We start from the raw sequence: 26,124 nt of genomic DNA on the forward strand, positions 1-26,124 counted from the left end.
ACCAAAGCCTTGGAGTAAAAAGCGGCTAAGAAATTATCTTCTGATATGCAACATGAACAAAAGAAGATTCTAACCCGCCAATCAAAAAACAGCCCCGCGACTAATCGCTCAGAGCTGTTTTCCATAGTATGTGTGAACTACTCAAATTTCTTTAAAGGAGGGTTTTCATTAATGACGAAACAAAGCTCAACTCAATAAACTAACGGTTAACATGCAACATCACGTTGCCAAGCCCCTTATCAAAGGTGGCTTTCCATTCGCCCTTAGTCAATGATTCTGGCAACAGGAACGTCCCACTGGAAACACGTTGACCAGCTTTGAGCGGCATTCCCTGTGACTCCAATTTCTCCACTAACCACTTCAAGGACTTCAACGGGTTACCGAGAACTTCTGAGGAAGCGCCGTCCTTCAATTTCTTCCCATCATGGAAGAGTTCACAATGGACGTTTGCGAGATCATCAACTGATTCAAATAACGCATTAGTATCTACCTCAGTGCCATAAGCGACGTAGCCACCAACAGCGGCGTCCGCCATCACGAGGTACTTAGAGAGGCTTGGGAACCAGTCGGCAAAACGTGAATCGGGGACTTCAACGGCTGGGGCAACCTTTGTTTTACGCATGAGGTCTTCTAATGAATCGTTGGCTGATAAGTCTTCTTTTGCCGTGAAGAGCATTTCTACTTCGGCTAAGGGATCCATGACTTGGTCGGCATCAACAGTGACGGGCGATTGTACGAAGTGGCTGGCAACCTGAGCGCCGTATAGTGGGCTGTCGGAGTCAAACATGTCTTGCGTTTGTTTGCTGGTTAAGGATACTTTGTAGCCGCCGACCGTCTCGTTTTTTAATGCAGTCAGTTGTCGTTGAACGCGGTAGGCGCTATCCTCATCGGTGAGTTGACCGTCGAAGTCAGCCATGGTTAATGACTTGTGGGTCGTGTAGGCATCGAATAATTGGTTGGCGACGGTTGCTTCAGTTTCTGATAATTGTTGTTTGTTTAATACTTGTTCACTCATGGGCGAGACCTCCGTATGGTATGTGTCTAAAATTTAGTGTGCTAACAATGTTCTATGTGCTGCTATGTGTGACTCGCCGGTGTCCCGAAAACGATTCAGGATTGATATGTTGTGGCGAGTTTTATGAGAAATGACACTTCATTAACGATATGTGTTGGTGCGCTATGTGATTGTTGAAAACGATATGTGTTGTGACGGATACTATGTGTTAACGCTGGTACTATGTGTGTGTTGCTCATAATCTGAATGTCGCTTTTGTCGTCTGAGACCATAATGCCATCTTCCATTTTTCCTCACCACCTTAAGTTATGTAAATTGAATTTGAATGACGAAAAAGCGCCCTTAAATGCAAACGAGTTGCAAGTAAGGACGCTTTCACGTGGTACCACCTTAATTTATAATTTCAGGACTGAAATTACCTCTCACGTACGGCATTGCTGCGATACGCTTGGCACGATAATGGGTGCACCCAACGTGTTCTACTTCCGATTCAACGGGTTCGGCACGCAGCTCGGAGATGATCATCGGTTGCGTTCGTAGACTGCTTTTCACCACCCAGCAGCTCTCTAACTACGAAACGGAATTGATGTTTCTCGTCAACGCCTTTCATTCAAATTTAATGATTGGCATTAATTTACACCCTGTTTTGGAAGGTGTCAACAGCTAAATGGCAAAAAGATTAGAAAATATGAGAAATGATTAATCTCAAGTGCTAGTGCGGTGGGCGTTTGGCCTTCAGTCAAATTTTTTCTTAAATCGAGATAGTTACTGGTCATTCACCTAGTGATGGTGTATTCTGTTAACTCTTAGTAAGCGACCTGTTACAAAACAGTCATCTACCTAGGCCATCGTTGTTGGATTACAGGCTTATTATCCGCTTCCAACAGCGATGCGACGACCGTTGTCGCTTATCAGGGTCGTGCGCCTCATGCGCATCCATGGTATACTTTTACCAACAAATCACGAAAAATGTCTATTATCACGCCCATGATTGTATCTAAACGAGTGGGCCGCGGAATCTTTGAACGGATCCACCGGAAGAGAGGGAATCCCCCGATGAAACTATCACGATTTATCTTGGGCACAGCGCTTGGTTTAGCGGCCGGTGCAGTTGCCTTTTACTATAAGAAGAATACCGACGTTCTGGCACCAGAACGCTTGAGCAACACCCGAATTTTTGACGATTTTTCAGCCGTTGATCTGCAACGGTTTGGCAAACAGCTGTCCTATGCGGCTGCCGATAACAGTGCCCTCGTGCTCGAACAGCACGATGATGCCTATGTGGCAGAAGGCATCCTGTTAACCCCGGCGTTTAAACTGACCAGTTTTAAAACGCTTGTCGTTTCCTGGAACGCGCTGACCCCACGGGGTACCAGTGTGGACGTCTCTGCGCAGGTCTTAGTGGATGGCGAATGGTCGAAGTGGCATTCTTGGGGGCATTGGTCAGCCAGCCAACCGAGTGCGAGCGCTGTGGAAGACACGACCGACCCGTTAGCAAGTCTTGACACGGATACACTCACAACGTCGGGGACGGCAACCGAAGTCCGGCTGCGCGTTAAACTGCATTCTGACGATGCCACCCAGACGCCGGTGTTGAAATTGCTGGCAGCCAGTGTGAAGCCGTTGAACCGCGATTTAACGGCGGATGACCACCCAATCGAACTGGATAAGGTCATCTCGGCACCTGCGTACTCGCAAGAGATCCGTGACCCTAAATTGGCGCCGGGGATCTGCAGTCCAACAACAGTTTCGATGGCTGTTAACCGGCAAAATGCAGATATTTTACCCGAAGAAGCCGCCTTACGGAACTATGATGAGACCTACGATGGGTTTGGCAACTGGTCGTTTAGCACGGCGTTAGCTGGGAGTCTCGGGTACCACGCCTATACCGCGTTTACCACGATGAATGGTCTGCGACACCTGATTGCTGATGGCTATCCAGTCGGTGTCAGCGTGCAGTACACGAATGATCCGAACCAAACGGATCTGCCATACGTCAAAGGGACGCCGGGCAGCACTTACGGTCATTTGTTGCTGGTCACTGGGTTTACGAAAATTGACGGTGTGGACTACGTTGCTGTCAATGATTCGTATGCGGATGACGACGCGACAGCTAAACGGTTCTACCGCCTAGACCAATTCTCCAAAGCTTGGGCGTCACGCGTGGCGTACATCATTGAAGAAAACTATCCGGGATATGAGCGCTTGATGCAGCCGTCACGGATCACGGTGACGCTGTTACCAGACGATGACCTGCAGCACTATACCGTTTGCGAAAACGATAATCTGCGGCCGCTAACACCGACCCAGTACGAAAAAACGTCTCATTTTGACGAAGAGACGATGACCGTTGCCTACTGCTTCAACGATGACGGCAACAAGGCCAGTCTTGCCAACCAGCATATCTACTATGCGGATGTTGACGACCAGGGCCGGATCATTTTGGATGTGAAGGCGCTGAAGCTCAAACATCCCGCAGCCACTGAACTGACGGTCTACGTTGCACGATTGGCAGCACCAACGCTGACGGCAACGATTAATTTGGATGAGATCTATGCAGACTAACGAGGTTTCGGCTGCAGTATCGAACTATACGCAAGCAAACCGGCCCGACGATGTGCCGGTGACCCATATCGTGATCCATTCAACGGAGCTGTCGTACCTGGACACGGTGCGACGGTTTCAGGAAGACCACGAGGTGAGCGCCCACGACGTGATTCGCGGAGCGGATGGCTTGGTGACGCGGATGGTGGCACCAGAAAATGTCGCCTGGCACGCGGGTAATTGGGAGCTGAATTGCCGCTCAGTGGGCATTGAGCAGGAAGCCTACGTTGGTGAGCCAGAGTCGTTTACCGAAACGATGTTGCGCAGTCTGGCCACCGTGGTTGCCCAGCTCAGCCAAACGTTTCATGTGCCGCTGGACCGCGACCACCTGTTAGGTCACGATAATCTGTGTGCGGCAACACCTGATGGTCAGTTGGCGATGCACCAAGACCCTGGCCGTTATTTTGACTGGCAGGGATTAATGAAGGGATTATGGGCCCCGGTTATCTCACTTGGAACGCCGCAAATCGGCGAACCCGTGGTCGTGTGTGTGAACGTGGCTGACCTATACCAATCGCCCGATACTGGTGCCGAATTGCTAACTAGTGAGTCGTTACCTGCGTGGACGCATCAGTTGTCTTATGGGCAACGGTACGTCTGTGCTGAGCGGTCGGGTGAGTGGGTCGCGATTTGGTATAACGGTGTGAAAGGCTGGTGTCATGATCCGGAGCACACGATTCTGCAGGGGTGTCAGGGTGAGGTCATTGCCCCGAACAGCCCGCACACACCCATTTTTGGCATGACCAGTGCAGCTGCCAAGCCGATTGCAACGTTGGCTGCTGAGGAGCAGTACGTTGCTGGCCCGCTTGTGTCACAGCTTGAAAGTCGTGACACTAATGGCCAATTTCAGGCATCGTTCACTGGGCAACGGTACTACCAGTTCTATTACAATCACCGAATTGCTTTTGTCCCAATTGATACTATGCATTTGGTCAAAAAAGAGTAAAATAAATAAGTCTTGGCTGACAAAGCCGGGACTTATTTTTTGGTGCGCCCGGCATGGGCGCCAACTAGACGGTGAAAGTCCGTTGCGGGCCGTAGTAGTCGGAACCGCAAGTCAATGACAAGGGTGTCCATCGTGAGGTGGAATCTGAAGGAAGTCGGCGACAAAGTACCGCATTGATGTACAAGAATCAGCCATAAGGCTGTGTTGGTCGGACGAGGTTGCCAAACAAACCAAAGTCCAATACTACTCGAGGCCATCGCAGTAAAGCTGGCAATGACATGGTACGAAAGTGGGCGTTCTTACCCGGGGAGGCCTGTATCGTACGTTCCCGACAAGAGGCGCGCTAAGCGCCACAGGAACAAACATCGCAGTGATGTGGTGCAGAACGATACAGGAGTCAGCCGAGGCCATAGTAGTGGTATCTGCCACGAAGGGCTGAACAATAATAGGTCATCATTGATATTGGAGGTGGAGACAGTGCAACAACCGCAGAATACAGAAAAAGCTGACCGCCGGCGGACAGTAGGACTGGAAGCCCAAGAACAAGTCGGGGTGCGTAGCACTGACTCTGGTGAAAATACGATGATGAACGGCACTAAGTTTCAAGAGTTAGTCTTAGACCGAAATAACCTGAACGAGGCTTATCTTCGCGTCTGCAGAAACAAAGGTGCAGCAGGACTAGACGGAATGACCGTTGACGAACTGTTGCCCTACTTGAGGAAACATAAACAGGAATTACTGCAAGCTTTACAAAACGAGACCTATCGGCCTCGTCCCGTTAAGCGGGTTGAAATTCCAAAACCTAATGGTGGTAAACGCAAGCTCGGAATACCAACTGTGATTGACCGACTTGTTCAACAAGCCATGGCGCAAGTCATGGTGCCAACATTTGAGCGTGTCTTCTCAGATAATAGTTTTGGGTTCCGACCGAATCGAAGTGCTAAAGATGCCATTGATAGAGTGGTTCAGTTCTACAATCAGGGCTATCACTATGTCGTGGATCTCGATTTAAAAGCATACTTCGATACGGTCAACCACGATCTGCTTATTAAATTTATTGAGCAGTATATTACGGATCCATGGATACTGCATCTCATTCGTCGCTTCCTAACCAGCGGTGTCATGAATGGTGGTCTATTTGAACGAAGTGATAAAGGCACCCCTCAAGGTGGCCCCTTATCGCCACTTTTGGCTAACATTTATCTCAACGAACTGGATAAGCTGTTAACTTCCAGAGGTCATAAGTTTGTCCGCTATGCGGACGATTGTAATATTTATGTCCGAAGCAAACGTGCTGGAGAACGGGTTCTGACTAATGTTACTCGCTTTCTTGAAGGCGACCTAAAGGTCACCGTCAATGAGGACAAGACATCAGTAAGTTCGCCTCTGCGGGCCAAGTTCCTGGGATTTTCCTTGGGGGTTGGTCGAGGAGGTGTGTATGCGCGACCTGCTTGGCAGGCCAAGCAACGCATCAAGTCTGCACTCAGGAAAATGACCAAGCGCAATCGGGGCGTTTCGTTAAACCTGGTGTTTAACGAGATTCATCAAAAGATGCGTGGGTGGTTACAGTACTATTCGGTCGGGAAAATGACCAATTTTATCCGTCACTTAGACGAATGGTTGCGAGCAAGGATTCGCCAGTATATTTGGAAACAGTGGAAGAAGCTCAAAACAAAGGTCAATCATCTTGTAAAACTGGGGCTTTCTGGCACCAGTGCTTATACAATGGCCAATACCCGTAAGGGTTATTGGCGAACTGCGCATAGCAAGACATTGACCTATACTCTGACAAACAAAAGACTGGAACGCCTTGGACTCATCAATATGAGCAAGACACTCCAGTCAATACAAAGTGCTTAAATTATTGAACCGCCGTATACGGAACCGTACGTACGGTGGTGTGAGAGGTCGGTAATTGAATTAATCAATTACCTCCTACTCGATTGCTTAAAGCCCCAACGCCATTGCCTTGTTTGCCCGAATTTCAGCAAATTGTGCGTTATCAAGCATCGTGACAGTATTTGTCCAACAGTCATTCACAGTGACAGTGGCAGCATCGTACCCCACCAGAACGAGGGCGTGGGTGTGGAAACCGTCAAACTCACCGACCCAGATCACCACGGGCTTGTTTGCATCCAGCTGTTGATGGAGCTCAGCTAGGGTCGCACCGGTCAGGTTGGTTGCGTGGCCAGCATATTTTGTGACGAGGGCCAGCAACGCCGGTGGGTAAATACTGTTGCCATTATCTGTAAATGGGTCGCCCACAAAGCCTAAATTGCAATCTTCCTTAGCGTACGGCATCTCATGAGCTAATTGGACCTTCGACACGTCAGCACCAGCATATTGCAGCATCATGGTCACTGCAGTAATTTCACAGCCGGTTGGCAGTTCGGGGCGTTGCGGAATCAGGGGAACGTTCAGGTGCATGTGCTCACCGCCTTCTTAGTAATTTGCCACAATTATAGCATAGATACGCCCTGTCACAATGGTGTATAAATACTCAAAAGAAATCACTTACACTGCGTAAGTACAACGATTGATCCCGTTTATATTAAATAAGAATTAGAATACCGGGTCGTTATTCTTAAAAATATGTTAAACTATTGTTAATGTGTGTTTAATAATTGTGTGTTGTGAGGAGGATTTTATTATGAGTTTGAGACAAAAGTGGGCCGCACTGGCTGGTGTGGCCGGCCTTGCGCTTGTGCTGGGGGCTTGTTCATCGAATAGTTCATCCAGCAAGAAGACGTTTACCATGCCAACGGATAGTGAGTTATCAACCATTGACCTGTCTAAGTCAACTGCTTTAGGGACATTTGATACGTTGAACAACACCAATGAAGGGCTGTACCGGCTGGGAAAGAATAGTAAGCCGGAAACTGGTCTTGCGACGAAGATGACGCAGTCGAAGGATGGCAAACGCTACATCATCGACATGCGGCACAACACTAAGTGGAGCAACGGCGACACCGTTACTGCTCAAGATTTTGTGTACTCGTGGAAGCGGACGGTGAACCCCAAGACGGCGTCTCAGTATAGCTACCTGTTTAGCGGTATCAAGAATGCGGATGCTATTGCTGATGGCAAAAAATCAGCGAATACGCTTGGCATCAAAGCGTTGGGCAAGTATAAACTTCAGATCGATCTCGAACAGCAAATTCCTTACTTTAAGCTGTTACTCGGGTTCCCTGTTTTCTACCCGCAAAACGAAAAGGTGGTTAACAAGTACGGCAGTGCCTACGGGACACGCAGCGATAAGATGGTCTACAACGGCCCGTATAAGCTGACCAAGTGGAACGGGACAAGCACGACCTGGACACTCAAGAAGAACAACGATTACTGGGATAAGAAGGCCGTCAAGATGTCTTCTATTAAGTACCAAGTGGTCAAGGATAACCAAACAGCGCTCAACCAATACAACTCAAAGAAACTCATTGGCGCCCCATTAACTGGGAACCAAGCTAAAAATCTGAAGAACAACAAAGACTTAATTTCACGGCCACAGTCAAGCAGTTATTATTTGGCCATGAACCAAAAGATGAAACTCTTTAAGAACTTGAAGATCCGGGAAGCCATTTCCATGGCCATCAACCGGAAACAAATTACCAACAAAGTGTTAGGTGACGGCTCGTTTGTCAACGGCAGTTTTGTTTCAAAGGGCCTGGCAACAAACCCTAAGACCGGCAAGGACTTCACGTCAGATATTACCACGCCGGAATCAATGACCTACAACCCAACCAAGGCTAAGCAGCTCTGGAAGGAAGGGTTAAAGGAAACGGGGATTACCAACCCGCACTTTACCATTCTGTCAGCTGATAGTGATGCGGGTAAGAAAGTTACCGAGTACCTGCAAAGCGGGCTGGAAGAAACGTTGCCAGGATTAAAGGTCAGTGTGTCAAACATCCCACAACGGTCAGAATTGGCTAAGCAGGCCAACCACGACTACGAAGTGACGTTTGCTAACTGGTTCGCCGACTTTGCGGACCCAATTACCTTCCTGAACATTATGACAAAGAACAACCCAAGCAACATCTCAGGCTGGTCAAACAGCGAGTATGACAGTTTGATCAACGCGTCATCAACCACGGATGCCAACAATGCCTCCAAGCGTTGGGACGATATGGTCAAAGCTCAAAATATCATGATGAAGGACCAAGGCATTACGCCGCTGTATCAGTCAGCTGCACCTTGGTTGTTGAGTTCATCGGTTAAGGATATGGTTTATAATTCTGCTGGTGCTAGTTATAACTTTAAAACGACTTATTTGAAGTAGAGAGTAGGGTCCGGTGATAAAGTCCGTTGCATTCCGCAATTTGGCACTCCGCGTAGTGGCTCGCGATGAAGCTAATTCGATTTCTGCTGCGCAGCTCTCGAATGGATCTCCATCGACTCGCACATCAGTAACCGACCAAAGTACGGTCGCTAACTGATGTCGACACCACGACTCCGTGCCAAATTGCTGCATTCCACTAACGTTGAGGTGACTTTGTACAACTAGTTAAACATCAGAATGGCGTTAATACTAGTTTGTGGAGAATCCGCCCTCGACTGCTAGTCAGATTATTAACAGGTATGCTTCTGACCATGCTCTAGTCACAGGTATCGATTGGTTAATAGGTTTCATGACACCATTTATGAAGCCTAACCATCTATGATGAACTATTACAAGTATCATAGCGTAGTGGAACCGTTCGGCATGTTCACACTATTGTCATCATAGACAAGTAGTAGAACTTGTTTTCTAATGGGCTAAAAAAGACGACCAATCCCAATCGATTGGTCGTCTTTTTAATTTCTATCAGCCAAAACACGGCGATAATCTTTTCGTCGGTAAAACAAAAGTGACGTCAAACTAGCAAGCACCAAGAACGGCAGTGCCAGTTTATAAGGCGACATAAACGCGGCAACAATGTGTTGCTTGGTCGTATGTTTAATGTGTGTTGAAGCCTTGCTGATCACCGCGTTGTCTTTCGTAACCTTGGTTTGAACAGCATGCGTTACCTTGAACCGAATAGCCTGCTTCACTGAAGTTGGCAATTGCGCACCACCAGCCTTTTTCACAGCCGTTTGGTAATTTTCTTCAATCAAACGAGCCTCGGTTGCCTTGGAAATACCAGCAGCGTGGTGATCACTCGGATTTTCGGATTTGATCTGGGCAGTAGCGTTGGTCACCATCGCGTGTTTTGCAGTTTGTGGTAGCGCCAGGGTTTGGACGTAGGTTTCCGTATCGTTGATGGCGGTCGTCTTTGCCGTTTTCAGGTTGGCAGTCAATGCAGACACGAAAATAGCGACTGCGAGGACGGTCCCGATTTGGCGAAACAGTCCCAGCACACTTTGCGAAGCGGTCAGCATATCGCCAGTGAAATCAGCAGCGCCCAGAACTACGATGGGACCTGCGACCAGACCAAAGCCAGCGCCGATAAACAGTAGCGCAATGACGACCTGCGCGTACTGGTTTGGATTCATCACAAAGATGGTGGCATAGCCGAGGATCATTAGAATAAAGCCGGTTGCAACCATCACCCGCGGTCCGATTTTATCGATGATGTTGCCGCTGATCGGTGCCAGAAGAAAGATCATGACAGAGGCTGGCGTAATCATGAGCGCAGCGGCGAGTTCCGTTTTACCCTGAACCTTCGTGCAGAAGGTCGGGAAAATGACCATGACGGCGACCAGGAAGATCCCGGTGATGACAATGGCGAACACGGCGCCCGCAAATTGGCGGTGGGCAAAGAGGGTGAGTGGAATCATTGGATCCTTGACGAACCGTTCAGCAACGATGAAGGCAACCAATGAAACGAGACTGATTGCAAATAGGCTGAGAATGGGCAGGCTTGACCAACCCCAGTCAGACCCTTGGACCAGCGCCAGGGTGAGTGAAAACAGCAGGATCATTGAAAGCACCATTCCAAGGCCATCAATTTTGGCCGTTGTCCGCGACTCGTTTTTCAATTGTAATAACCATAGTGACAGGCCAATGGCTAAAATAACCAGTGGGACGTTGATGAAGAAGACCCAGCGCCACCCAAGAAATTGGGTGATGATCCCGCCCAGTGTTGGTCCGAGCGCAGCGGCAAGTCCCTGAGTCAGCCCAAGTGTGGCAACGACGGGGGTCCGGTGCGCCAAATCGACCGTGGTGATGCCGATGGTCATGCTGGCTGGAAAGACAATGGCGGCGCCAAGACTTTGCAGCGCCCGGCCACTGATAAGCAGCGCCATGCTGGTGGCACTACCGGATACGAGTGACCCAATGAGGAAGAGCGCCAACCCCGCAATGTAGACCTTGTGGCGGCCTAACTGGTCGGATAAGCGTCCCAGCGGAATCGTAAACACTGCGAAGGTAATGGTGTAAACGTTTAGTGCCCAGGACAGAGAAGCTAAACTCACGTGGAGCCCGGATTGGATGGCGGGGAGGGCAATGTTCATGATGGTGGTATCCAGCATGCATAAGAAGATGCCGATGGCCATCGTCATGACGGTTAATCGTGTTTTAAGTGTCATATTATCGTCTCCTTGAACGGAATTTCTTAACGCTTGTCTACGATACCAGCGTGTATAATAAGACTGAATACTTCGGTTACAAAAGGAGGGATTTTGTTAACGATGTCACCTAAAGAGCGACGTGATCAGGCGCTGGTTGCTATATTCCATGCGCTGATCGACCTCATGCAACATCAGGAAATGACAACGATTTCGGTTACTAAACTGTGCCAGAAAGCCGGCGTTTCCCGGACTTATTACTACAAGCATTTCACGACGTATGCAGAAATCATTGACCAGTATGAGATGTTGAGCATCGTCAATTACATGCGGGGTCTGCCTAATAGTACCAAGCTGGAAATGCCAACGATGATGACCCACTATTTTGAACTAGTAGCCAACCATCATGAGGAACAGCTGGTGCTCCTTGAAACTGGGAACGAGCAGCCATTGATCCGTGGGTTCGAAACTGCTTTTCAGTATCTCGTTCAGGCTGATAAAATCTATCAGGGACCTGGGTCAAACACAACGCAGCGATACTGGGGCGGCTTTTTGGCTGGTGCCGTGATCAACACGTCGCTGCGGTGGGTGCAAAACGAGATGACTGAGACACCGGCTTATATGGGGCAGTTGATTGCGGATTTCTTGAAAATAGAGAGCGGAGGAAAACGGTAGGAAGCGGAGTGTAAGCCAACTCTGGCAGAAATGCATGAACTTGGCATTTTAGCCAGAGTTGGCTTACATGCAGCTTTCTGTTTTCCGAAGCTTTCAGTCATGTGACGTACAGCTTTACACACAAAAAAAGGGCACCGCAATCAAAATAATGTTTTGATTGTGGTGCCCTTTTTTGCGAATACAGTCACTTTAGTGGTTTTCCTTCACGCTCTATTTGTTCCAAAGAAACTTATACAGTTCCTGTCGAACTTCAGCGTTATCATTATGCAACCCATAGTGCGAAGCATCGTAGCCGGTAATCATCTTCTCACGGAAGCTGGTGACGCGGCTGCCAATGAGGTAGGCCAGCGACTCACTGGAAATGTTGGTCACAGTGCCGTCTGAATTCGTGCCGTTTTTCAGGTTACCATACATGTTCAGGACGTGAGCGGATGATGGAAATTCATTTCGTTTGTTGAGCAGAAGTTGGTATTCCGGATGGATGATCTTTGGTTTACCTGTTGCCGTCAGCCGGTTAAGGTTCGGCGTATCATCCCACAACTTCAAGATTCGGTCAGACACACGGCCGATCCAGCGGGTTTTCCGCTCAGTGATGATGCCGTCAAACGGCCCTGCTAGTGTGACGAGTTTATCCAATTTTGGCTGGTTGGCCTCATGGCTGTAGTACTTCTCATAGTAAACAGCGGCGTAAGCGCCCATTGAGTGGCCGACGATGTTGTATTCGGTCACATCGTACTTAGTTTTCAGCGTGGTCAGCACGTTCTTGATCCATTTTGCGTCCTGAAGTTCACCGGCAACGTTGTTATCGAAACGGACGAGGATAATCGGGTTAGGCTTGTTTTTTAATGAGCCGCGCGTGGTCACCTGGCCGTCCGCCTTCACGTGAACGACAAGTCCCCACTGGGCATACCCTTTTTGCACGGCCTGTTTGACCATTGGCATTTCGGACTCAAACGTGCCACCGACACCATGAATCATCAGTGTTGGCACGTTGACTTTTGCGGAAACAGTGTTCGCACTTTGATGTTTAGTTTGTTGTGTTTTGTGTGTTACGGATGGTTGTGAGTTTGGTTTGGCTGAGTTAGTTGCCATTTTAAACCCGAAGCCGAGTAAAATCCCTGCTGCTAAGATGATACCCAGGGATAATTTTAGTAGACGCTTCGACATAGTTGTATCTCCTCACCATAAAAGTTCAATCTAATACTTCAGTATGCCAATCTTTGGGGTATTTTTCAAGGAAAGGGGGTCATCCTTAAGATTTTTATTGGTGTTTTTTCAGATAAGTAAAATAATGCAACAAAAAGAGACCAAAATGAGTTTTTGGTCTCTTGTGCGTTTAAACGGTGATGGTGATTAATACTTACTGTGTGGGGTGGTCAATCGGGCAACGTCCCGGACGATTTCCAGCTCTTCATTAGTTGGCACAACCAGGACCTTCACCTTGGCATCGTCAGGACTAATAATCGTTTCTCTGCCGCGCACTTGATTCTTTTCGTGGTCGATATTGACCCCGAAGACGCCAAGTTGATCCGCAATGCGTTCGCGCATGCCGATCCCGTTTTCACCAGATCCGGCGGTGAAGACGAGGGCATCCAGCCCGTTTAATTCTGCGACATAGCTGCCGACGTAACGGATGACCCGGTTAGCAAACATGTCGAGTGCTAATTTGGCCTTCGGGTTCTTGTCCTCAGCGTCCTCCAAATCACGTTGGTCAGGCGAGAGTTCGGAAACATCCAGTAAACCAGATTTCTTGTTCAGGATATCTGTCATGTCGCCGATACTGATGCCTAATTTCTCAGTTAAGAAGGTGACGAGCGATGCATCAATATCGCCTGACCGTGTGCCCATCATGACCCCAGCTAGCGGCGTGAAGCCCATTGAGGTGTCAATGACTTTGCCGTGGTCAAAGGCGGTGACGGATGAGCCGGAACCAAGGTGCAGAGTGATCAACTTGAGATCTGCCAATGGTTTGCCTAAAATTTCAGCCGTTCGTTCGGCAACGTAGCGGTGGCTAGTACCGTGGGCGCCATATTTGCGGGCACCGAAGTCTTTGTAATATTGATATGGAATTGGGTACATGTAGTTGACCTTTGGCATATCGGTGTACAGTGAGGTATCAAAAACGGCGACCTGATGCGCATCAGGCAGTAACGTTTGGAAAATTTCAATGTATTGCGCCTGAATGGGGTTGTGTAGCGGGGCGTATTCGGATAGATCCTTGATTTGTTGGAGTGATTCGTCAGTGATCACCGCTGAATCGGAGAAGATCTCACCGCCGGCAACGACCCGGTGGCCGATACCTGTGATCTCGTGTAAATGCTTCACGATGCCAGAGTCTTTCAAGTGAGACAGCACCATGGCGGCGGCCAGACGATAGGTGATGTTGTCTTCGACCTTCTTGTATTTTTCAGCACCAGGACGTTTAACAGTGAAAATGGAGCCTGGCAGATTCAAGCGGTCCACAAGGCCGGATGCGATAACGGTCTCGTCGGGCATTGAAAACAGCTTCCACTTTAATGTTGAACTTCCTGCGTTGATTGCTAATGTTTTTGTCATGGTTAACTCCCACCTTAATTTTGTCGTATGGTTCAAGTCTAACGAAGAATGTAACCGTTTTCAATATTTTTCATCGAAAGTTTTAAACTTTTTAGAGCGTGAAGGAAAACGGGAGGAAGCGAAGTGTAAGCCCATCCGGCCATAAAGGCCTGAACTTGGCCTTTATGGCCGGATGGGCTTACATGCAGCTTTCTGTTTTCCGAAACGCGTTTCGGCTTGAGGGCAGGGAACCACGCAGAAAGGCCCACACTTGGCATTTTCGTTAGAGATGGCTTACACGTATCGTTCGCTTTCCGAAGCGCGATTAGACGTGGCAGACTAGGAAGACAGACATAAACTGAAGATGCGCTTATGAAAATAAAAAGCCAATTGCCTAAAAGACAACTGGCTGTTAGCTATTTAAATAAAATGTGGTTCGTTTGAGGACGAGATACCACCGGTAAACGTGACGGTATTGTTACCATCATAGGCCCGAACGGAGTATTTTCCAGGTTTCACTTTAACGGCAGTGGCGACGTGACCGTTTTTTACGTGATAGGTTTTATATAATTTGCCATAGCGAAAAATCTTATAGGTAAACGTCTTGGTGCTGGTCACCTGATTATTGTCATAGGCAGTTAGGACCACGTGAAGTTTGGTCGTGGGTCGGACGGTTACCCGACGCGTCGACTGTGACGTGGTGCCTTTCTGAATGGCAGATGTCAGGCGAACAGCCGCAAAGACGGCATGAGCTTGGCCAACGGTCCAGAGACAGGCGGCGGTCAGAACGCTCATAATGATCCCAATGATTTTCGCTTTCTTTGTCATAAAATCCTCCTCGTAATGATTAGTGATTAGGATATACGAACGGGATTAATGGGCAGTAACGGTGAAGTTACAGTTTTGTGAAGAAAAGTTACGAAAGATTACAGAGCGTGAAGGAAAACGGGAGGAAGCGGAGTGTAAGCCAACTCTGACTAAAATGCCGAGCCTGGCATTTTAGTCAGAGTTGGCTTACATGCAGCTTTCTGTTTTCCGAAACGCGTTTCGACTCGAGGACAGAGAACCACAAGAAATGCCCGAACCTGGCATTTTTGCCAGAGTTGGCTTACGTGCAGCTTTCTGTTTTCCGAAACGCGTTTGGGCGTGGTGACCTAGAAAACATTTGTATTGCAAGTACAGCGAAAAAAACTGGAATAGAAAAATCTACCACCTAACATTAAGAACGCAATGTTAAGTGGTAGATTTGATGGTAGTTTTAATTTTTCTACATACTGTTTTTATAGAGTGGTTTGAATGCTTCAGAGTGGGCCTTGGCGACGTGGGTCTCCGCCACATAGCGGAAACGTGTTCAGCAAGGCTGAGGGCTACTGCGTAAGCAACTCTGGTCAAAAAAGTCAGACCCGGACTTTTCTGACCAGAGTTGCTTACGCTCCGCCCTCAAACCGCCTTGCTTCACACTCTACTCATTATAACTCTCAAACACCACCTGCTCCTCATCAATGGTCAGCTGACTGACCCCACCATTGATCGGGTAATTATCCGTTGTGTCCACGCCCAGATAATCAGCCATTGTGCGGATCAAGGTGCCGTGCGACACTACCAGGACATTCTCGCCTGGTTCGCAGTGGTCGCGGAGTTGTTGGAAGCCTGCCTTCAAGCGGTCGATGACTTGGTCATAGGTTTCCGCCACGTGTGAGGGGTCAGCCTCGTTCATTGCCTTGCGGACTTCTTCTTGACCGCCGATGTCCATGAGGTCCTTTTGTGAGGACTTGCCGTAAGGTGCGGCAATGCCAGCCCAGATGTCGTCGGAGTTCAAGCCTTCAAAGAAACCGAAGTTGACCTCTCGAAATTCGGGCAAGTTGGCGGCCTCTTTAAGCGTGGATTGTAGTTGATTCGTGATTAAATTTCGTGTGTTAACGGCTCGACCCAGGTCGGATGAAAAGGCTCGGTCAAAAGCGATGTCGTTGAGTTTGTCAGCGGCCTGCTGGGCTTGCTGAATGCCCTCTTCAGTGAGGTCGGAGTCGATCCAGCCCTGCATCCGGTTGTAACTATTCAGCAGCGTACTGCCGTGACGCACTAAGTAAACGGTAAATGTGTTATCCATTTAAATGCCTCTTTTCTTAATAGGTTAAGGTTACCTATAGTTTGAATGAAATCGGTCTCAAAATCAAACCTTTGTCTGTAAAAAAACGGGTGAAAGTCCTATACTGGTCATAATAATGGAGGAGGTGTTTGTTTGAAACTAACATTTTCATTAGCTCAGATTGATATTGCTTTTGGGCAACCAGCAAAGAATTTTGCGAAAATTGAACAGTTTGTGAAACAAGCAGCCGACCAGGAAGCCGACATGGTCGTTTTTCCTGAAATGTGGAATACCGGCTACGACTTGATTCGATTGAATGACATTGCTGATCCAAACGGAGATCAAACAAAACATGTCTTAGCTGCTTTAGCACGTAAGTATAACATAATGATTCATGGTGGGTCGGTTTCCACCAAACGTGATGGAAAATTTTATAATTCCACATACATTTTTGACCAAGAAGGGCACCAAATCGCGGACTATGATAAGGTGCACTTGTTTGGGTTGATGGCTGAAGATGAGTATTTAGCAGCGGGCGACCATAAGGACCGCTTTGAAATTAAAGGGATCGCGGCAACCAGTGTCATTTGTTACGACATCCGGTTTCCAGAATGGTTGCGGACGCAGAGTTTAACGGATAGTCGCATTATTTTTGTGCCGGCTGAGTGGCCAACACCGCGACTGGAACAGTGGCGCAAACTGTTGGCGGCACGCGCAATCGAAAACCAGTCATTTGTCATCGGCGTGAACCGTGTGGGCAGTGACCCAGACAATCGATTTGGCGGCAGTTCGGTCGTTTACGATCCGTTAGGCAAGGAAGTGCTGCGGCTAAATGACCGTGAGCAGCTGGCCACGATCACGATTGAAACGGGGCAAACGGACAAGGTTCGCGGCAGTATGCCCGTTTTTGCGGACCGGCGACCTGATTTGTACGAGTAGTGCTAGTACTGGAATGTTACGGTTTAGTTTAGCGACGAGACCTAAAGTCAGCCTTAAGGGTCAACCATAACGAAATGGGACGTCTCGTGATATAATAGACTGTATTGATAACAGCTTATTGCGTTGTGACATTGAATGAGGAGGAATCTGCTACATGGCAAAAGTAGAAAGTTTTGAATTAGATCATACCAAGGTTAAGGCACCCTATGTTCGTTTGATTAAGGTGGAAAAGGGTCCTAGCGGCGATGAGATCTCAAACTTTGATCTGCGGTTAGTGCAACCTAACCAAAACGCCATTCCAACGGCGGGATTGCACACCATTGAACATTTGCTTGCCGGCCTGTTACGGGACCGGATGGACGGGGTCATTGACTGCTCACCGTTTGGCTGCCGGACCGGGTTCCATTTGATTACCTGGGGCACGCCCTCAACCACCGAAGTCGCTAAGGCATTGAAGAGTTCATTGGAACAAATTGCCAACGACATCAAGTGGGAAGACGTCCCAGGCACCACGATCGAATCATGCGGGAACTACAAGGATCACTCATTGTTCTCAGCTAAGGAATGGTCAAAACTGATCGTTAGCCAAGGCATCAGTGACGATCCATTTGTCCGCAACGTGGTGGACTAATATAGACACATACGAACAACTCTTGTGACACGAAATAACCTGTCATCGCCCATGTGGGTGATGGCAGGTTCTTTTTGCTGTTGTGCCTGATATTAAAGCGTTTCAAGGAGGTGCTGCAGCCACAACACGTAGTTGGATTCACGTTCGATCCCGCGGGAAAGTGTCAGAAAATGGCCATAGTGCGAATCAATGTCCGTTTGAGACTGGAACACAGTTTCCTTTCGGCTCTTGAGGTAGGTTACGCGGTTTTGACTGAGCGTGAGTTGTTGCGCTAATAGTGGCTTGAGGAGGGGAGAATCGCTGGTTTTGATGAAGAAGAGTTTGAGCGCAAACAGGTCGGTATCTTTTTGCGTCAGCGGCTCACGCAGCCAGTCTAACAGGACGTCGTGACCGGTTGAAGTCAGCGCATAGTAGGTCTGATTGCGGTTGGCGTCAGGTTGCGTGTCTGGCGTGACCGTTGTAATCCAGCCGTCGTCTGTCATGCGCTGTAATTCAGGGTAGATCTGGGAATGAGAAGCCGTCCAGAAGTCACTGATCTCGTGCTTGAATTCTTGTACCATCTGATAACCAGAGAGGTGTTGCTTATCGTTAATAAGTCCCAGCAGGACATAGGGTAGTGTTCGTTTTTTTGGCATCGTAATCGCTCCAATTTCTCGTTACGTTTATTATGCCATTTTTTCGTAGGTCTTTGAAGCTACTTATTGAGCCGCTTGTAGTTGGCGTCGAAGTAACGTCCTTCACGGATGTCGTCGGTAATCCCGTCATAGGGTGCTTCAGCAATCACATCGTCGTTGTTTTGACCTGCATCGCCCATGTAGGTAATGGTGGCAAATTCAGGCACGACCAGCTTTGGATAGGTTGCGTACTTTTCACGTGATTCTTCCATGAGGTCAATGTGGTCATTCTGGAACGTGACGGTGATCTCTGGGTGTTCTTGAACCCACTTTGGGAAGAAGATGGTGCCGTTCAGTTTCTTTTCGTTTGGGACGAAATCGAGGGCAACGTCGGTCCTAGTTGGCTCTGTCCAAGCAACTTTGTAGATGCCTTCAGTCAGCATCACAATGTTGGCTTCCTGGTCCTTGACCCAGCGGCCGGCAACCATGCCACCATGAATTCGATAATCTACCGTGTGGTCATTCTTTGCGTACCATTCGTATTCCCAGCCGTTATCGTAGGTGTAGATGAAGTGCGTGCCTAGGAAATCTTCTAGTGTTTTGAATGTTTTTGTCATGTTTTTTTGCTTCCTTTTTTGAGCTTTAATGTATGTGTCGTTATCGACACTTATTAGTATATGACGATAACGACATGTAGTCAAGAGTGGAATTTAATCTAATTATTTCAAAATTTGTTTTCAGTGAAATAACGATTCGTTAATCCCGTTATATCAGTATTTTGGTGCGCCCGGCATGGGCGCCAACTAGACGGTGAAAGTCCGTTGCGGGCCGTAGTAGTCGGAACCGCAAGTCAATGACAAGGGTGTCCATCGTGAGGTGGAATCTGAAGGAAGTCGGCGACAAAGTACCGCATTGATGTACAAGAATCAGCTATAAGGCTGTGTTGGTCGGACGAGGTTGCCAAACAAACCAAAGTCCAATACTACTCGAGGCCATCGCAGTAAAGCTGGCAATGACATGGTACGAAAGTGGGCGTTCTTACCCGGGGAGGCCTGTATCGTACGTTCCCGACAAGAGGCGCGCTAAGCGCCACAGGAACAAACATCGCAGTGATGTGGTGCAGAACGATACAGGAGTCAGCCGAGGCCATAGTAGTGGTATCTGCCACGAAGGGCTGAACAATAATAGGTCATCATTGATATTGGAGGTGGAGACAGTGCAACAACCGCAGAATACAGAAAAAGCTGACCGCCGGCGGACAGTAGGACTGGAAGCCCAAGAACAAGTCGGGGTGCGTAGCACTGACTCTGGTGAAAATACGATGATGAACGGCACTAAGTTTCAAGAGTTAGTCTTAGACCGAAATAACCTGAACGAGGCTTATCTTCGCGTCTGCAGAAACAAAGGTGCAGCAGGACTAGACGGAATGACCGTTGACGAACTGTTGCCCTACTTGAGGAAACATAAACAGGAATTACTGCAAGCTTTACAAAACGAGACCTATCGGCCTCGTCCCGTTAAGCGGGTTGAAATTCCAAAACCTAATGGTGGTAAACGCAAGCTCGGAATACCAACTGTGATTGACCGACTTGTTCAACAAGCCATGGCGCAAGTCATGGTGCCAACATTTGAGCGTGTCTTCTCAGATAATAGTTTTGGGTTCCGACCGAATCGAAGTGCTAAAGATGCCATTGATAGAGTGGTTCAGTTCTACAATCAGGGCTATCACTATGTCGTGGATCTCGATTTAAAAGCATACTTCGATACGGTCAACCACGATCTGCTTATTAAATTTATTGAGCAGTATATTACGGATCCATGGATACTGCATCTCATTCGTCGCTTCCTAACCAGCGGTGTCATGAATGGTGGTCTATTTGAACGAAGTGATAAAGGCACCCCTCAAGGTGGCCCCTTATCGCCACTTTTGGCTAACATTTATCTCAACGAACTGGATAAGCTGTTAACTTCCAGAGGTCATAAGTTTGTCCGCTATGCGGACGATTGTAATATTTATGTCCGAAGCAAACGTGCTGGAGAACGGGTTCTGAATAATGTTACTCGCTTTCTTGAAGGCGACCTAAAGGTCACCGTCAATGAGGACAAGACATCAGTAAGTTCGCCTCTGCGGGCCAAGTTCCTGGGATTTTCCTTGGGGGTTGGTCGAGGAGGTGCGTATGCGCGACCTGCTTGGCAGGCCAAGCAACGCATCAAGTCTGCACTCAGGAAAATGACCAAGCGCAATCGGGGCGTTTCGTTAAACCTGGTGTTTAACGAGATTCATCAAAAGATGCGTGGGTGGTTACAGTACTATTCGGTCGGGAAAATGACCAATTTTATCCGTCACTTAGACGAATGGTTGCGAGCAAGGATTCGCCAGTATATTTGGAAACAGTGGAAGAAGCTCAAAACAAAGGTCAATCATCTTGTAAAACTGGGGCTTTCTGGCACCAGTGCTTATACAATGGCCAATACCCGTAAGGGTTATTGGCGAACTGCGCATAGCAAGACATTGACCTATACTCTGACAAACAAAAGACTGGAACGCCTTGGACTCATCAATATGAGCAAGACACTCCAGTCAATACAAAGTGCTTAAATTATTGAACCGCCGTATACGGAACCGTACGTACGGTGGTGTGAGAGGTCGGTAATTGAATTAATCAATTACCTCCTACTCGATTCGCGCTTAATCAAATTAATGTTTAAAAAACTATTGACAAAGAAATGAGAAGTACTAGTATGAATTTATAAATTTACTAATTAAATTTTAATAAAAAACATCTTTTGATAAGAAGAGTAGCTATTGCTGATTGAAGAAAAGAGAGCCTGTGTTGGTGAAATCAGGTTTCAATTAAGATAGTGAAGATGAGCTTTGAATAGAAGTATCCGGTGTCCGCTGGGTACTCGGTAGGAACCGTTATTTTCCCAGATATTTATTTTAAAGTATCGTTGAGACATCTTAAGATGTGAAAGAGGGTGGTACCACGGTTAAATTCGTCCCTTACTGGTCATTAATGACGAGTGGAGATTTCCGTGGACAATCACCTAAAAAGCCTCTGCAGTTCATTAATGACTGTGGGGGCTTTTTTGTACAGGAAAAGTATTAATTTTAAGACAGTAATCTGATCAGTTACTGCTTGTGAGAAACAGTGAATGGATACTGAAAATAGCAAATGATAACTAATTAAAATTAGTAAAGGTTTGGAGGATATTGATATGGCAAAAGAAGCAGCATTACAAGAAGAGTTAAGTAAGATTGACGTTAATGAAAAATTATCCGCATGTCCAATCGATTTTTCGCGCAGTAAGGTGGCTAATCCTCGTGCAGGTCAAAAAAGTAAGGATTATGTGAGTGGTGAAACAAAATCTAATTTCAATGACCGAAAGAAATTTCAGCCCTATCAAGAACCGCAATTCAATCAGTTATTTACAGATGGCACTTTACCGGTGGAGGCTAATCGATATCGCTTAATTTGGTCGAGACATTGTCCTTGGGCTAACCGATTAGCAATTGCAATCGACCTATTGGGTTTAGATAATGTGATCTCCAAAGGCGTTGTTGATCCATTACGGCCTGCCGGAGTTGTTGGCGATTGGTTCTTTACTCTAGACGATGATGATGAAGATCCTGTACTGCATACTAAGTCCTTATCGGAAAGTTACCTCAAAGCAGATCCCAATTACACGTTAAGAACAACTGTTCCAGCATTGGTTGATGTTAAAACTGGAAAGGTTGTCAATAACAACTACAACACGTTAATTGATGAATTCAGTATTGCATGGCAGAGGTATCAGGATGAGGATGTACCGGATCTTTATCCAGAAGAATTAAGAGAAGATATTGACGCTTTAAACAAGATTATTTACACCGACGTTAATACAGCTGTCAATGAAGCGGGACTTGCACGTTCACAAGTTGATTATGAAAAATACTATAATCGTGTTTTTAACCGACTTGATTGGTTAGAGGAGAGACTTTCAAAGCAGCGGTATTTGTTTGGTTCAACAATTACGGATACAGATATCAGACTCTACGTGACGTTAGCTCGATTCGACGTTGTTTTCTATCAAAAGTATTACGTAAACAAGAAACGGTTAGTTGATTATCCAAATTTGTGGAACTATACGAAGGACCTTTATTCATTACCAGCATTTAAAAACAACACGGATTTTGATGCGATTAAAAAGCGCTTCTATCAAGTTGATCACACGCCGCAGTTTGATTTGCCTAGAATCATTCCTAATGGTCCTGATTTAAGTATTTGGACTGCCCCCAATGATCGAAATCGTTTTGAAGCATAATCTTAAGAGCTGACGTGTTAGGTACAGATATTCGGTAACGATGAATTCAAATAATATAACTAGGGTAAGTTATGGCTTGAAAAATAGGTGTTAAAAGCCATCTTTCAAACAAATAAACTGACACATATTATGGAGGGTGTTTGAATGTCAAATTTACAGCGTTTAACTAAATTGAATAAACAGGACTATGAACAGCAATGGGAAGACTGGCATAAAAAGCGTGAAGACGCGGTTAAGACACCATATGGTTGGCTATCACTTAGAAGCATTGACTGGCTCGAAGATGGCAAAAGAATTGCTATCGATGGATTTCCCGGCCTTTGGGGACAGAATGGCAATGCTGTAACCTACTATCCAGAAGTAGGAAAAACGGTGACGAACCGCGACAAGATTATTTCTGAACCAAAGATCATTGTTGTTGATAATGTTGAAGATGTTAACGTTGAAGATTTTTATTATGAAGGTGTTAGAGCGCAACTGATCAAACGCATTGGATCGACCAAGAAGTTCGCTGTTCGCCAGCGGGATCCTGAATCCAAGTTCAGAAGAAACTTTAACGGCTTTCCCCATTTTGATCCAGACGAGAACTGGGTTTTGCCAGCACGGTATGAACCGTTAGATAACTGGTCAAATATTACTACTAAAGCAGTTACCGTAGGGTTGTCACACAATGAGACGCAAATTGGAAATCTTTATTTTAAATATCATGACAAGGATTATCGATTCGTTGTTTTTCAAGGCCATAATGATGATTCTGGCTGGCTAAAAAAAGATCCTGAAACCGGTGAAACACATTACTTAAATAATCGACAAAATACTGAAGGCATCGGCTTTATTCTCTTTAAGGATCAGAGCACGGGTAAACAAACCTATGGTGGCGGCCGAGTCCTTTCTATTGATATTTCCAATCCGGCCAAGGTTAATTCTGTGGATTTGAACACAGCCTTTAATTTGCCTTGTGCATATAGCTATTTTTGCACATGTCCATTTGCCCCTGAAGAAAATATTTTGCCATTTGCTGTGACATCTGGTGAAAAAACGCCTCATATCTACTAATCATTCGTGCTATTGGTTAGTTGATACGCACTAACTGTCAGGGGAAATTATGTTGCAATTTAAAAAAATTGAAAATGCAGATGTTGCTGAAAAGTTAACATCGTTGCTTCATCAGGCGTATGCAGCAGACGTCAGGTTGGGGATTCACTTTGCTGCATCATCTGTAACAGTAGAAAACGTTCGTAAGCATATCGAAAGTACGCCGACGTTCATTCTTGAAGATGATGACGGAACAATTGTCGCCACTACGTCGGTACGGTTACCTTGGTCGGATAATCCAAGCCCATTTGGTCTACCGCATCTAGGCTGGGTTGCAACCAATCCCGATTATCAGCAACAAGGGTTTTCCAAACAGATAATAAGCTGGGTAGTTACCAACTATGTTAAGCCTGAACTATACACGCCAGCTGTCACAATTGGCACAGCGGCGGATCATCCCTGGCTGCTATCGTTTTATAAATCGCTAGGGTTTAAGGTGATCGACATCACTCAGAAACCTAACGCTCCTAGAGCCGCCTATCTCATTTCAATTTTTGATGAACATCGAACCAGACTAATCGATGATGCTTATTTACAAAAGACACTTTCAAAACAGGGGTTAAGCACATATTAGTAGAGTTCTTAGGAAAATATTTCGCCCCTCCATTGGGAAGGTTCCACATGGAGGAAAGCATAATGATGCAGCTAATCGCTGCATCGATAAATATAATACTGGAAAATCTAAGGTTTTAAATATACGTTGAAAAGGATGGAAGACATTTATGAAGAAAATTTGGATTAGTATTATTGGGGTCGTTGTCGTTATTGGATTAATTTTTCTAGGGTTCACGCAATTGAATAAATCGACAGCAAGTAGCAGTTCTAGTAAGAAAACAATTACGATTGGGACAACTGGAACGAGTTTTCCAACGTCGTACAAAAAAGGAAATAAACTTGTTGGCTTCGATGTTGACTTGATTAACAAAGCTGCAAAAGACTTAGGGTATAAGACTAAGTGGGTTACAGGTGAGTATGATGGTCTTCTTGAGGATCTTGATCAAAGCAAGGTTGATACGGTTGCTAATGATGTTGCCATTACGCCTGAACGGGAACAAAAATATACATTTAGTACACCCTATAATATTGAAGAAACAGCGATTGCTGTTAACAAAAATTCGTCTTTTAAAACGATTCATGATTTGGATGGGAAACAGTATCCACAGGCGCAGCCTCTAATAACACTGATAATTTGAAGAAATATGATCCCAAAATCAAATTGAAGACGTTTGATGCTCGTGACGAATTTTATGAAGCGCTGTTGGCTGGTCATGTTGACGGAACTGTTGATACGCGGAATAACTTGAATGCTATCATTAAAGCCAAGGGTTACAAATGGCGCGTTGTTAGTGGTACTGCCGCAACCGTTAAAATAGCTTTACCATTTTTGAAGAATGCGCATGGTAAGAAATTAAACAAGGAATTTAGTAAGGAAATTACTAAATTGAAGAATAATGGGACCGTCAGCAAATTATCAGAAAAGTACTTCGGATACGATGTAACTAAGACTGAAAAATAGGAGGTGGCGCTATGACAGACTATCAGGGGTTAACAACTCTCAGTAAAAAGGAATATCTTCAACATTGGAAAGAGTGGCATTCAAAACGAGAAGATGCCTTAAAGGCGCCATATGGATGGTTATCCTTGAGAAGCATTGATTGGCTGGAAGATGGAAAGACCATCAAACTCGCTGGTTTTCCTGGTTCTTGGGCACAGGATGATAATACAGTTACCTATTATCCTGAGGCAGATAAAGAAGTAACAAATCGAGGAGAAGTCCTTACGAAACCGAAAGTTATTGTCGTAGAAAACGTTGAAGATGTTAATGTTGAGGATTTTTACTTTGAAGACGTTAGAGCACAGCTCATTAAGCGATTAGGATCAACAAAAAAGTTTGCTGTGCGGCAACGAGATCCGAACTCGAAATTTCGCCACGATTTTGCCGGCCTAAAGCATTTTGATCCTGATGAAAATTGGGTATTCCCGGCAAAATATGTACCGCTGACTGAATGGAAGGATGTTAAAACAGCAGCGGTTCTATCTGAACTATCGCATAATGAAACGCAAATAGGCGATTTGATTTTTGAATACGATGGTCATGAGTATGATTTCGTAGTGTTTCAAGGACATAATGATGATTCGGGGTTAACTGTAAAAGACCCTAAGACGGGGAAACACACTATTTAAACAATCGTCAACATA

General features: G+C 46.4%; 23 protein-coding genes and 1 other annotated feature. Of the genes, 14 read left to right on the forward strand and 9 right to left on the reverse strand.

The features are described from left to right. Nucleotides 1-199: 199 nt before the first annotated feature. Nucleotides 200-1,015, reverse strand: a complete 816-nt coding sequence (locus AYR61_RS06430; RefSeq protein WP_065902207.1) for a 2-keto-4-pentenoate hydratase — start codon at nt 1,013-1,015, stop codon at nt 200-202. A gap of 1,056 nt (nt 1,016-2,071) precedes the next feature. Between AYR61_RS06430 and AYR61_RS06435 the strand changes: the two genes are divergently transcribed. The 3 genes from AYR61_RS06435 to ltrA (AYR61_RS06445) all read left to right on the forward strand — a co-directional run bounded on the left by AYR61_RS06435 (nt 2,072) and on the right by ltrA (AYR61_RS06445) (nt 6,425). Continuing rightward, nucleotides 2,072-3,580 (forward strand): C39 family peptidase, encoded by a 1,509-nt coding sequence (locus AYR61_RS06435; protein ID WP_065902209.1) that lies wholly within the window; start codon nt 2,072-2,074, stop codon nt 3,578-3,580. Continuing rightward, the gene (locus AYR61_RS06440; protein WP_056987212.1) at nt 3,570-4,565 is read left to right on the forward strand and encodes an N-acetylmuramoyl-L-alanine amidase; all 996 of its coding nucleotides are present in this window, start codon (nt 3,570-3,572) and stop codon (nt 4,563-4,565) included. Before AYR61_RS06435 ends, AYR61_RS06440 begins: the two co-directional genes overlap by 11 nt. Nucleotides 4,566-5,042: 477 nt before the next feature. Further along, entirely contained in the window at nt 5,043-6,425 is a 1,383-nt protein-coding gene (ltrA, locus tag AYR61_RS06445; RefSeq protein ID WP_065902211.1) for a group II intron reverse transcriptase/maturase, read from the forward strand. 87 nt (nt 6,426-6,512) lie between these two features. Here the strand turns inward: ltrA (AYR61_RS06445) and AYR61_RS06450 are convergent, their stop codons facing one another. Next, on the reverse strand, nt 6,513-6,992 hold the full coding sequence (locus AYR61_RS06450; protein ID WP_054709614.1) for a C39 family peptidase: 480 nt from the start codon (nt 6,990-6,992) through the stop codon (nt 6,513-6,515). Between the two features lie 223 nt (nt 6,993-7,215). On the opposite strand from AYR61_RS06450, the gene AYR61_RS06455 reads away from it, so the two are divergent. After that, nucleotides 7,216-8,838: a peptide ABC transporter substrate-binding protein gene (locus AYR61_RS06455; RefSeq protein ID WP_056987532.1), complete on the forward strand. Its 1,623-nt coding sequence runs from the start codon at nt 7,216-7,218 to the stop codon at nt 8,836-8,838. Between the two features lie 515 nt (nt 8,839-9,353). Here the strand turns inward: AYR61_RS06455 and AYR61_RS06460 are convergent. Further along, a complete protein-coding gene (locus AYR61_RS06460) occupies nt 9,354-11,066 on the reverse strand; it encodes an MFS transporter (protein WP_065902213.1) in 1,713 nt (570 codons plus the stop codon). A 102-nt stretch (nt 11,067-11,168) separates the two neighbouring features. Here AYR61_RS06460 and AYR61_RS06465 point away from each other — a divergent pair, with 102 nt between their 5' ends. After that, nucleotides 11,169-11,720, forward strand: a complete 552-nt coding sequence (locus tag AYR61_RS06465; protein ID WP_065902215.1) for a TetR/AcrR family transcriptional regulator — start codon at nt 11,169-11,171, stop codon at nt 11,718-11,720. A 210-nt stretch (nt 11,721-11,930) separates the two neighbouring features. On the opposite strand, the gene AYR61_RS06470 is transcribed toward AYR61_RS06465, so the two are convergent. The 4 genes from AYR61_RS06470 to AYR61_RS06485 form a co-directional block, all read right to left on the reverse strand. Then, entirely contained in the window at nt 11,931-12,887 is a 957-nt protein-coding gene (locus tag AYR61_RS06470) for an alpha/beta hydrolase (RefSeq protein WP_083215509.1), read from the reverse strand. A gap of 186 nt (nt 12,888-13,073) precedes the next feature. Continuing rightward, a complete protein-coding gene (locus tag AYR61_RS06475; RefSeq protein WP_065902216.1) occupies nt 13,074-14,276 on the reverse strand; it encodes an acetate/propionate family kinase in 1,203 nt (400 codons plus the stop codon). A 399-nt stretch (nt 14,277-14,675) separates the two neighbouring features. Continuing rightward, a complete protein-coding gene (locus AYR61_RS06480) occupies nt 14,676-15,083 on the reverse strand; it encodes a hypothetical protein (RefSeq protein WP_054709634.1) in 408 nt (135 codons plus the stop codon). Nucleotides 15,084-15,717: 634 nt separating this feature from the next. Next, nucleotides 15,718-16,362, reverse strand: coding sequence for a histidine phosphatase family protein (locus AYR61_RS06485; protein WP_054711210.1), 645 nt, complete (start codon nt 16,360-16,362; stop codon nt 15,718-15,720). A 132-nt stretch (nt 16,363-16,494) separates the two neighbouring features. On the opposite strand from AYR61_RS06485, the gene AYR61_RS06490 reads away from it, so the two are divergent. Together AYR61_RS06490 and AYR61_RS06495 are read left to right on the forward strand one after the other, a co-directional pair. Further along, a complete protein-coding gene (locus AYR61_RS06490) occupies nt 16,495-17,280 on the forward strand; it encodes a carbon-nitrogen family hydrolase (RefSeq protein ID WP_054711212.1) in 786 nt (261 codons plus the stop codon). 154 nt (nt 17,281-17,434) lie between these two features. Beyond that, nucleotides 17,435-17,911, forward strand: coding sequence for an S-ribosylhomocysteine lyase (locus tag AYR61_RS06495; protein ID WP_054711214.1), 477 nt, complete (start codon nt 17,435-17,437; stop codon nt 17,909-17,911). Nucleotides 17,912-18,003: 92 nt separating this feature from the next. Here AYR61_RS06495 and AYR61_RS06500 read toward each other — a convergent pair whose 3' ends face one another. Next, the gene (locus AYR61_RS06500; RefSeq protein ID WP_056987534.1) at nt 18,004-18,546 is read right to left on the reverse strand and encodes a PadR family transcriptional regulator; all 543 of its coding nucleotides are present in this window, start codon (nt 18,544-18,546) and stop codon (nt 18,004-18,006) included. A gap of 59 nt (nt 18,547-18,605) precedes the next feature. Continuing rightward, the gene (locus AYR61_RS06505; RefSeq protein WP_056987535.1) at nt 18,606-19,142 is read right to left on the reverse strand and encodes a phenolic acid decarboxylase; all 537 of its coding nucleotides are present in this window, start codon (nt 19,140-19,142) and stop codon (nt 18,606-18,608) included. Between the two features lie 599 nt (nt 19,143-19,741). Here AYR61_RS06505 and ltrA (AYR61_RS06510) point away from each other — a divergent pair. From ltrA (AYR61_RS06510) to AYR61_RS06535, 7 genes are all read left to right on the forward strand, one after another. Next, nucleotides 19,742-21,124 (forward strand): group II intron reverse transcriptase/maturase, encoded by a 1,383-nt coding sequence (gene ltrA, locus AYR61_RS06510; RefSeq protein WP_065902218.1) that lies wholly within the window; start codon nt 19,742-19,744, stop codon nt 21,122-21,124. Between the two features lie 179 nt (nt 21,125-21,303). Then, nucleotides 21,304-21,533 (forward strand) — a binding site (T-box leader). Nucleotides 21,534-21,744: 211 nt separating this feature from the next. Further along, entirely contained in the window at nt 21,745-22,830 is a 1,086-nt protein-coding gene (locus AYR61_RS06515; RefSeq protein ID WP_065902220.1) for a glutathione S-transferase C-terminal domain-containing protein, read from the forward strand. A gap of 144 nt (nt 22,831-22,974) precedes the next feature. Continuing rightward, entirely contained in the window at nt 22,975-23,886 is a 912-nt protein-coding gene (locus AYR61_RS06520; RefSeq protein ID WP_065902222.1) for a DUF1684 domain-containing protein, read from the forward strand. A 49-nt stretch (nt 23,887-23,935) separates the two neighbouring features. Beyond that, nucleotides 23,936-24,499 carry a GNAT family N-acetyltransferase gene (locus AYR61_RS06525; RefSeq protein ID WP_065902225.1) on the forward strand — a complete coding sequence of 188 codons (564 nt, stop codon included), beginning with the start codon at nt 23,936-23,938 and terminating at the stop codon, nt 24,497-24,499. A gap of 148 nt (nt 24,500-24,647) precedes the next feature. Continuing rightward, nucleotides 24,648-25,118 (forward strand): transporter substrate-binding domain-containing protein, encoded by a 471-nt coding sequence (locus AYR61_RS15875; protein WP_404814638.1) that lies wholly within the window; start codon nt 24,648-24,650, stop codon nt 25,116-25,118. 23 nt (nt 25,119-25,141) lie between these two features. Next, nucleotides 25,142-25,441 carry a type 2 periplasmic-binding domain-containing protein gene (locus tag AYR61_RS15880; RefSeq protein ID WP_065912696.1) on the forward strand — a complete coding sequence of 100 codons (300 nt, stop codon included), beginning with the start codon at nt 25,142-25,144 and terminating at the stop codon, nt 25,439-25,441. A gap of 11 nt (nt 25,442-25,452) precedes the next feature. Further along, complete coding sequence (locus AYR61_RS06535) at nt 25,453-26,109, forward strand: DUF1684 domain-containing protein (RefSeq protein ID WP_065902227.1); 657 nt, start codon at nt 25,453-25,455, stop codon at nt 26,107-26,109. Nucleotides 26,110-26,124 lie beyond the last annotated feature (15 nt).

The sequence above is a fragment of the Secundilactobacillus paracollinoides genome, assembly GCF_001702155.1.
Taxonomy (GTDB): domain Bacteria; phylum Bacillota; class Bacilli; order Lactobacillales; family Lactobacillaceae; genus Secundilactobacillus; species Secundilactobacillus paracollinoides.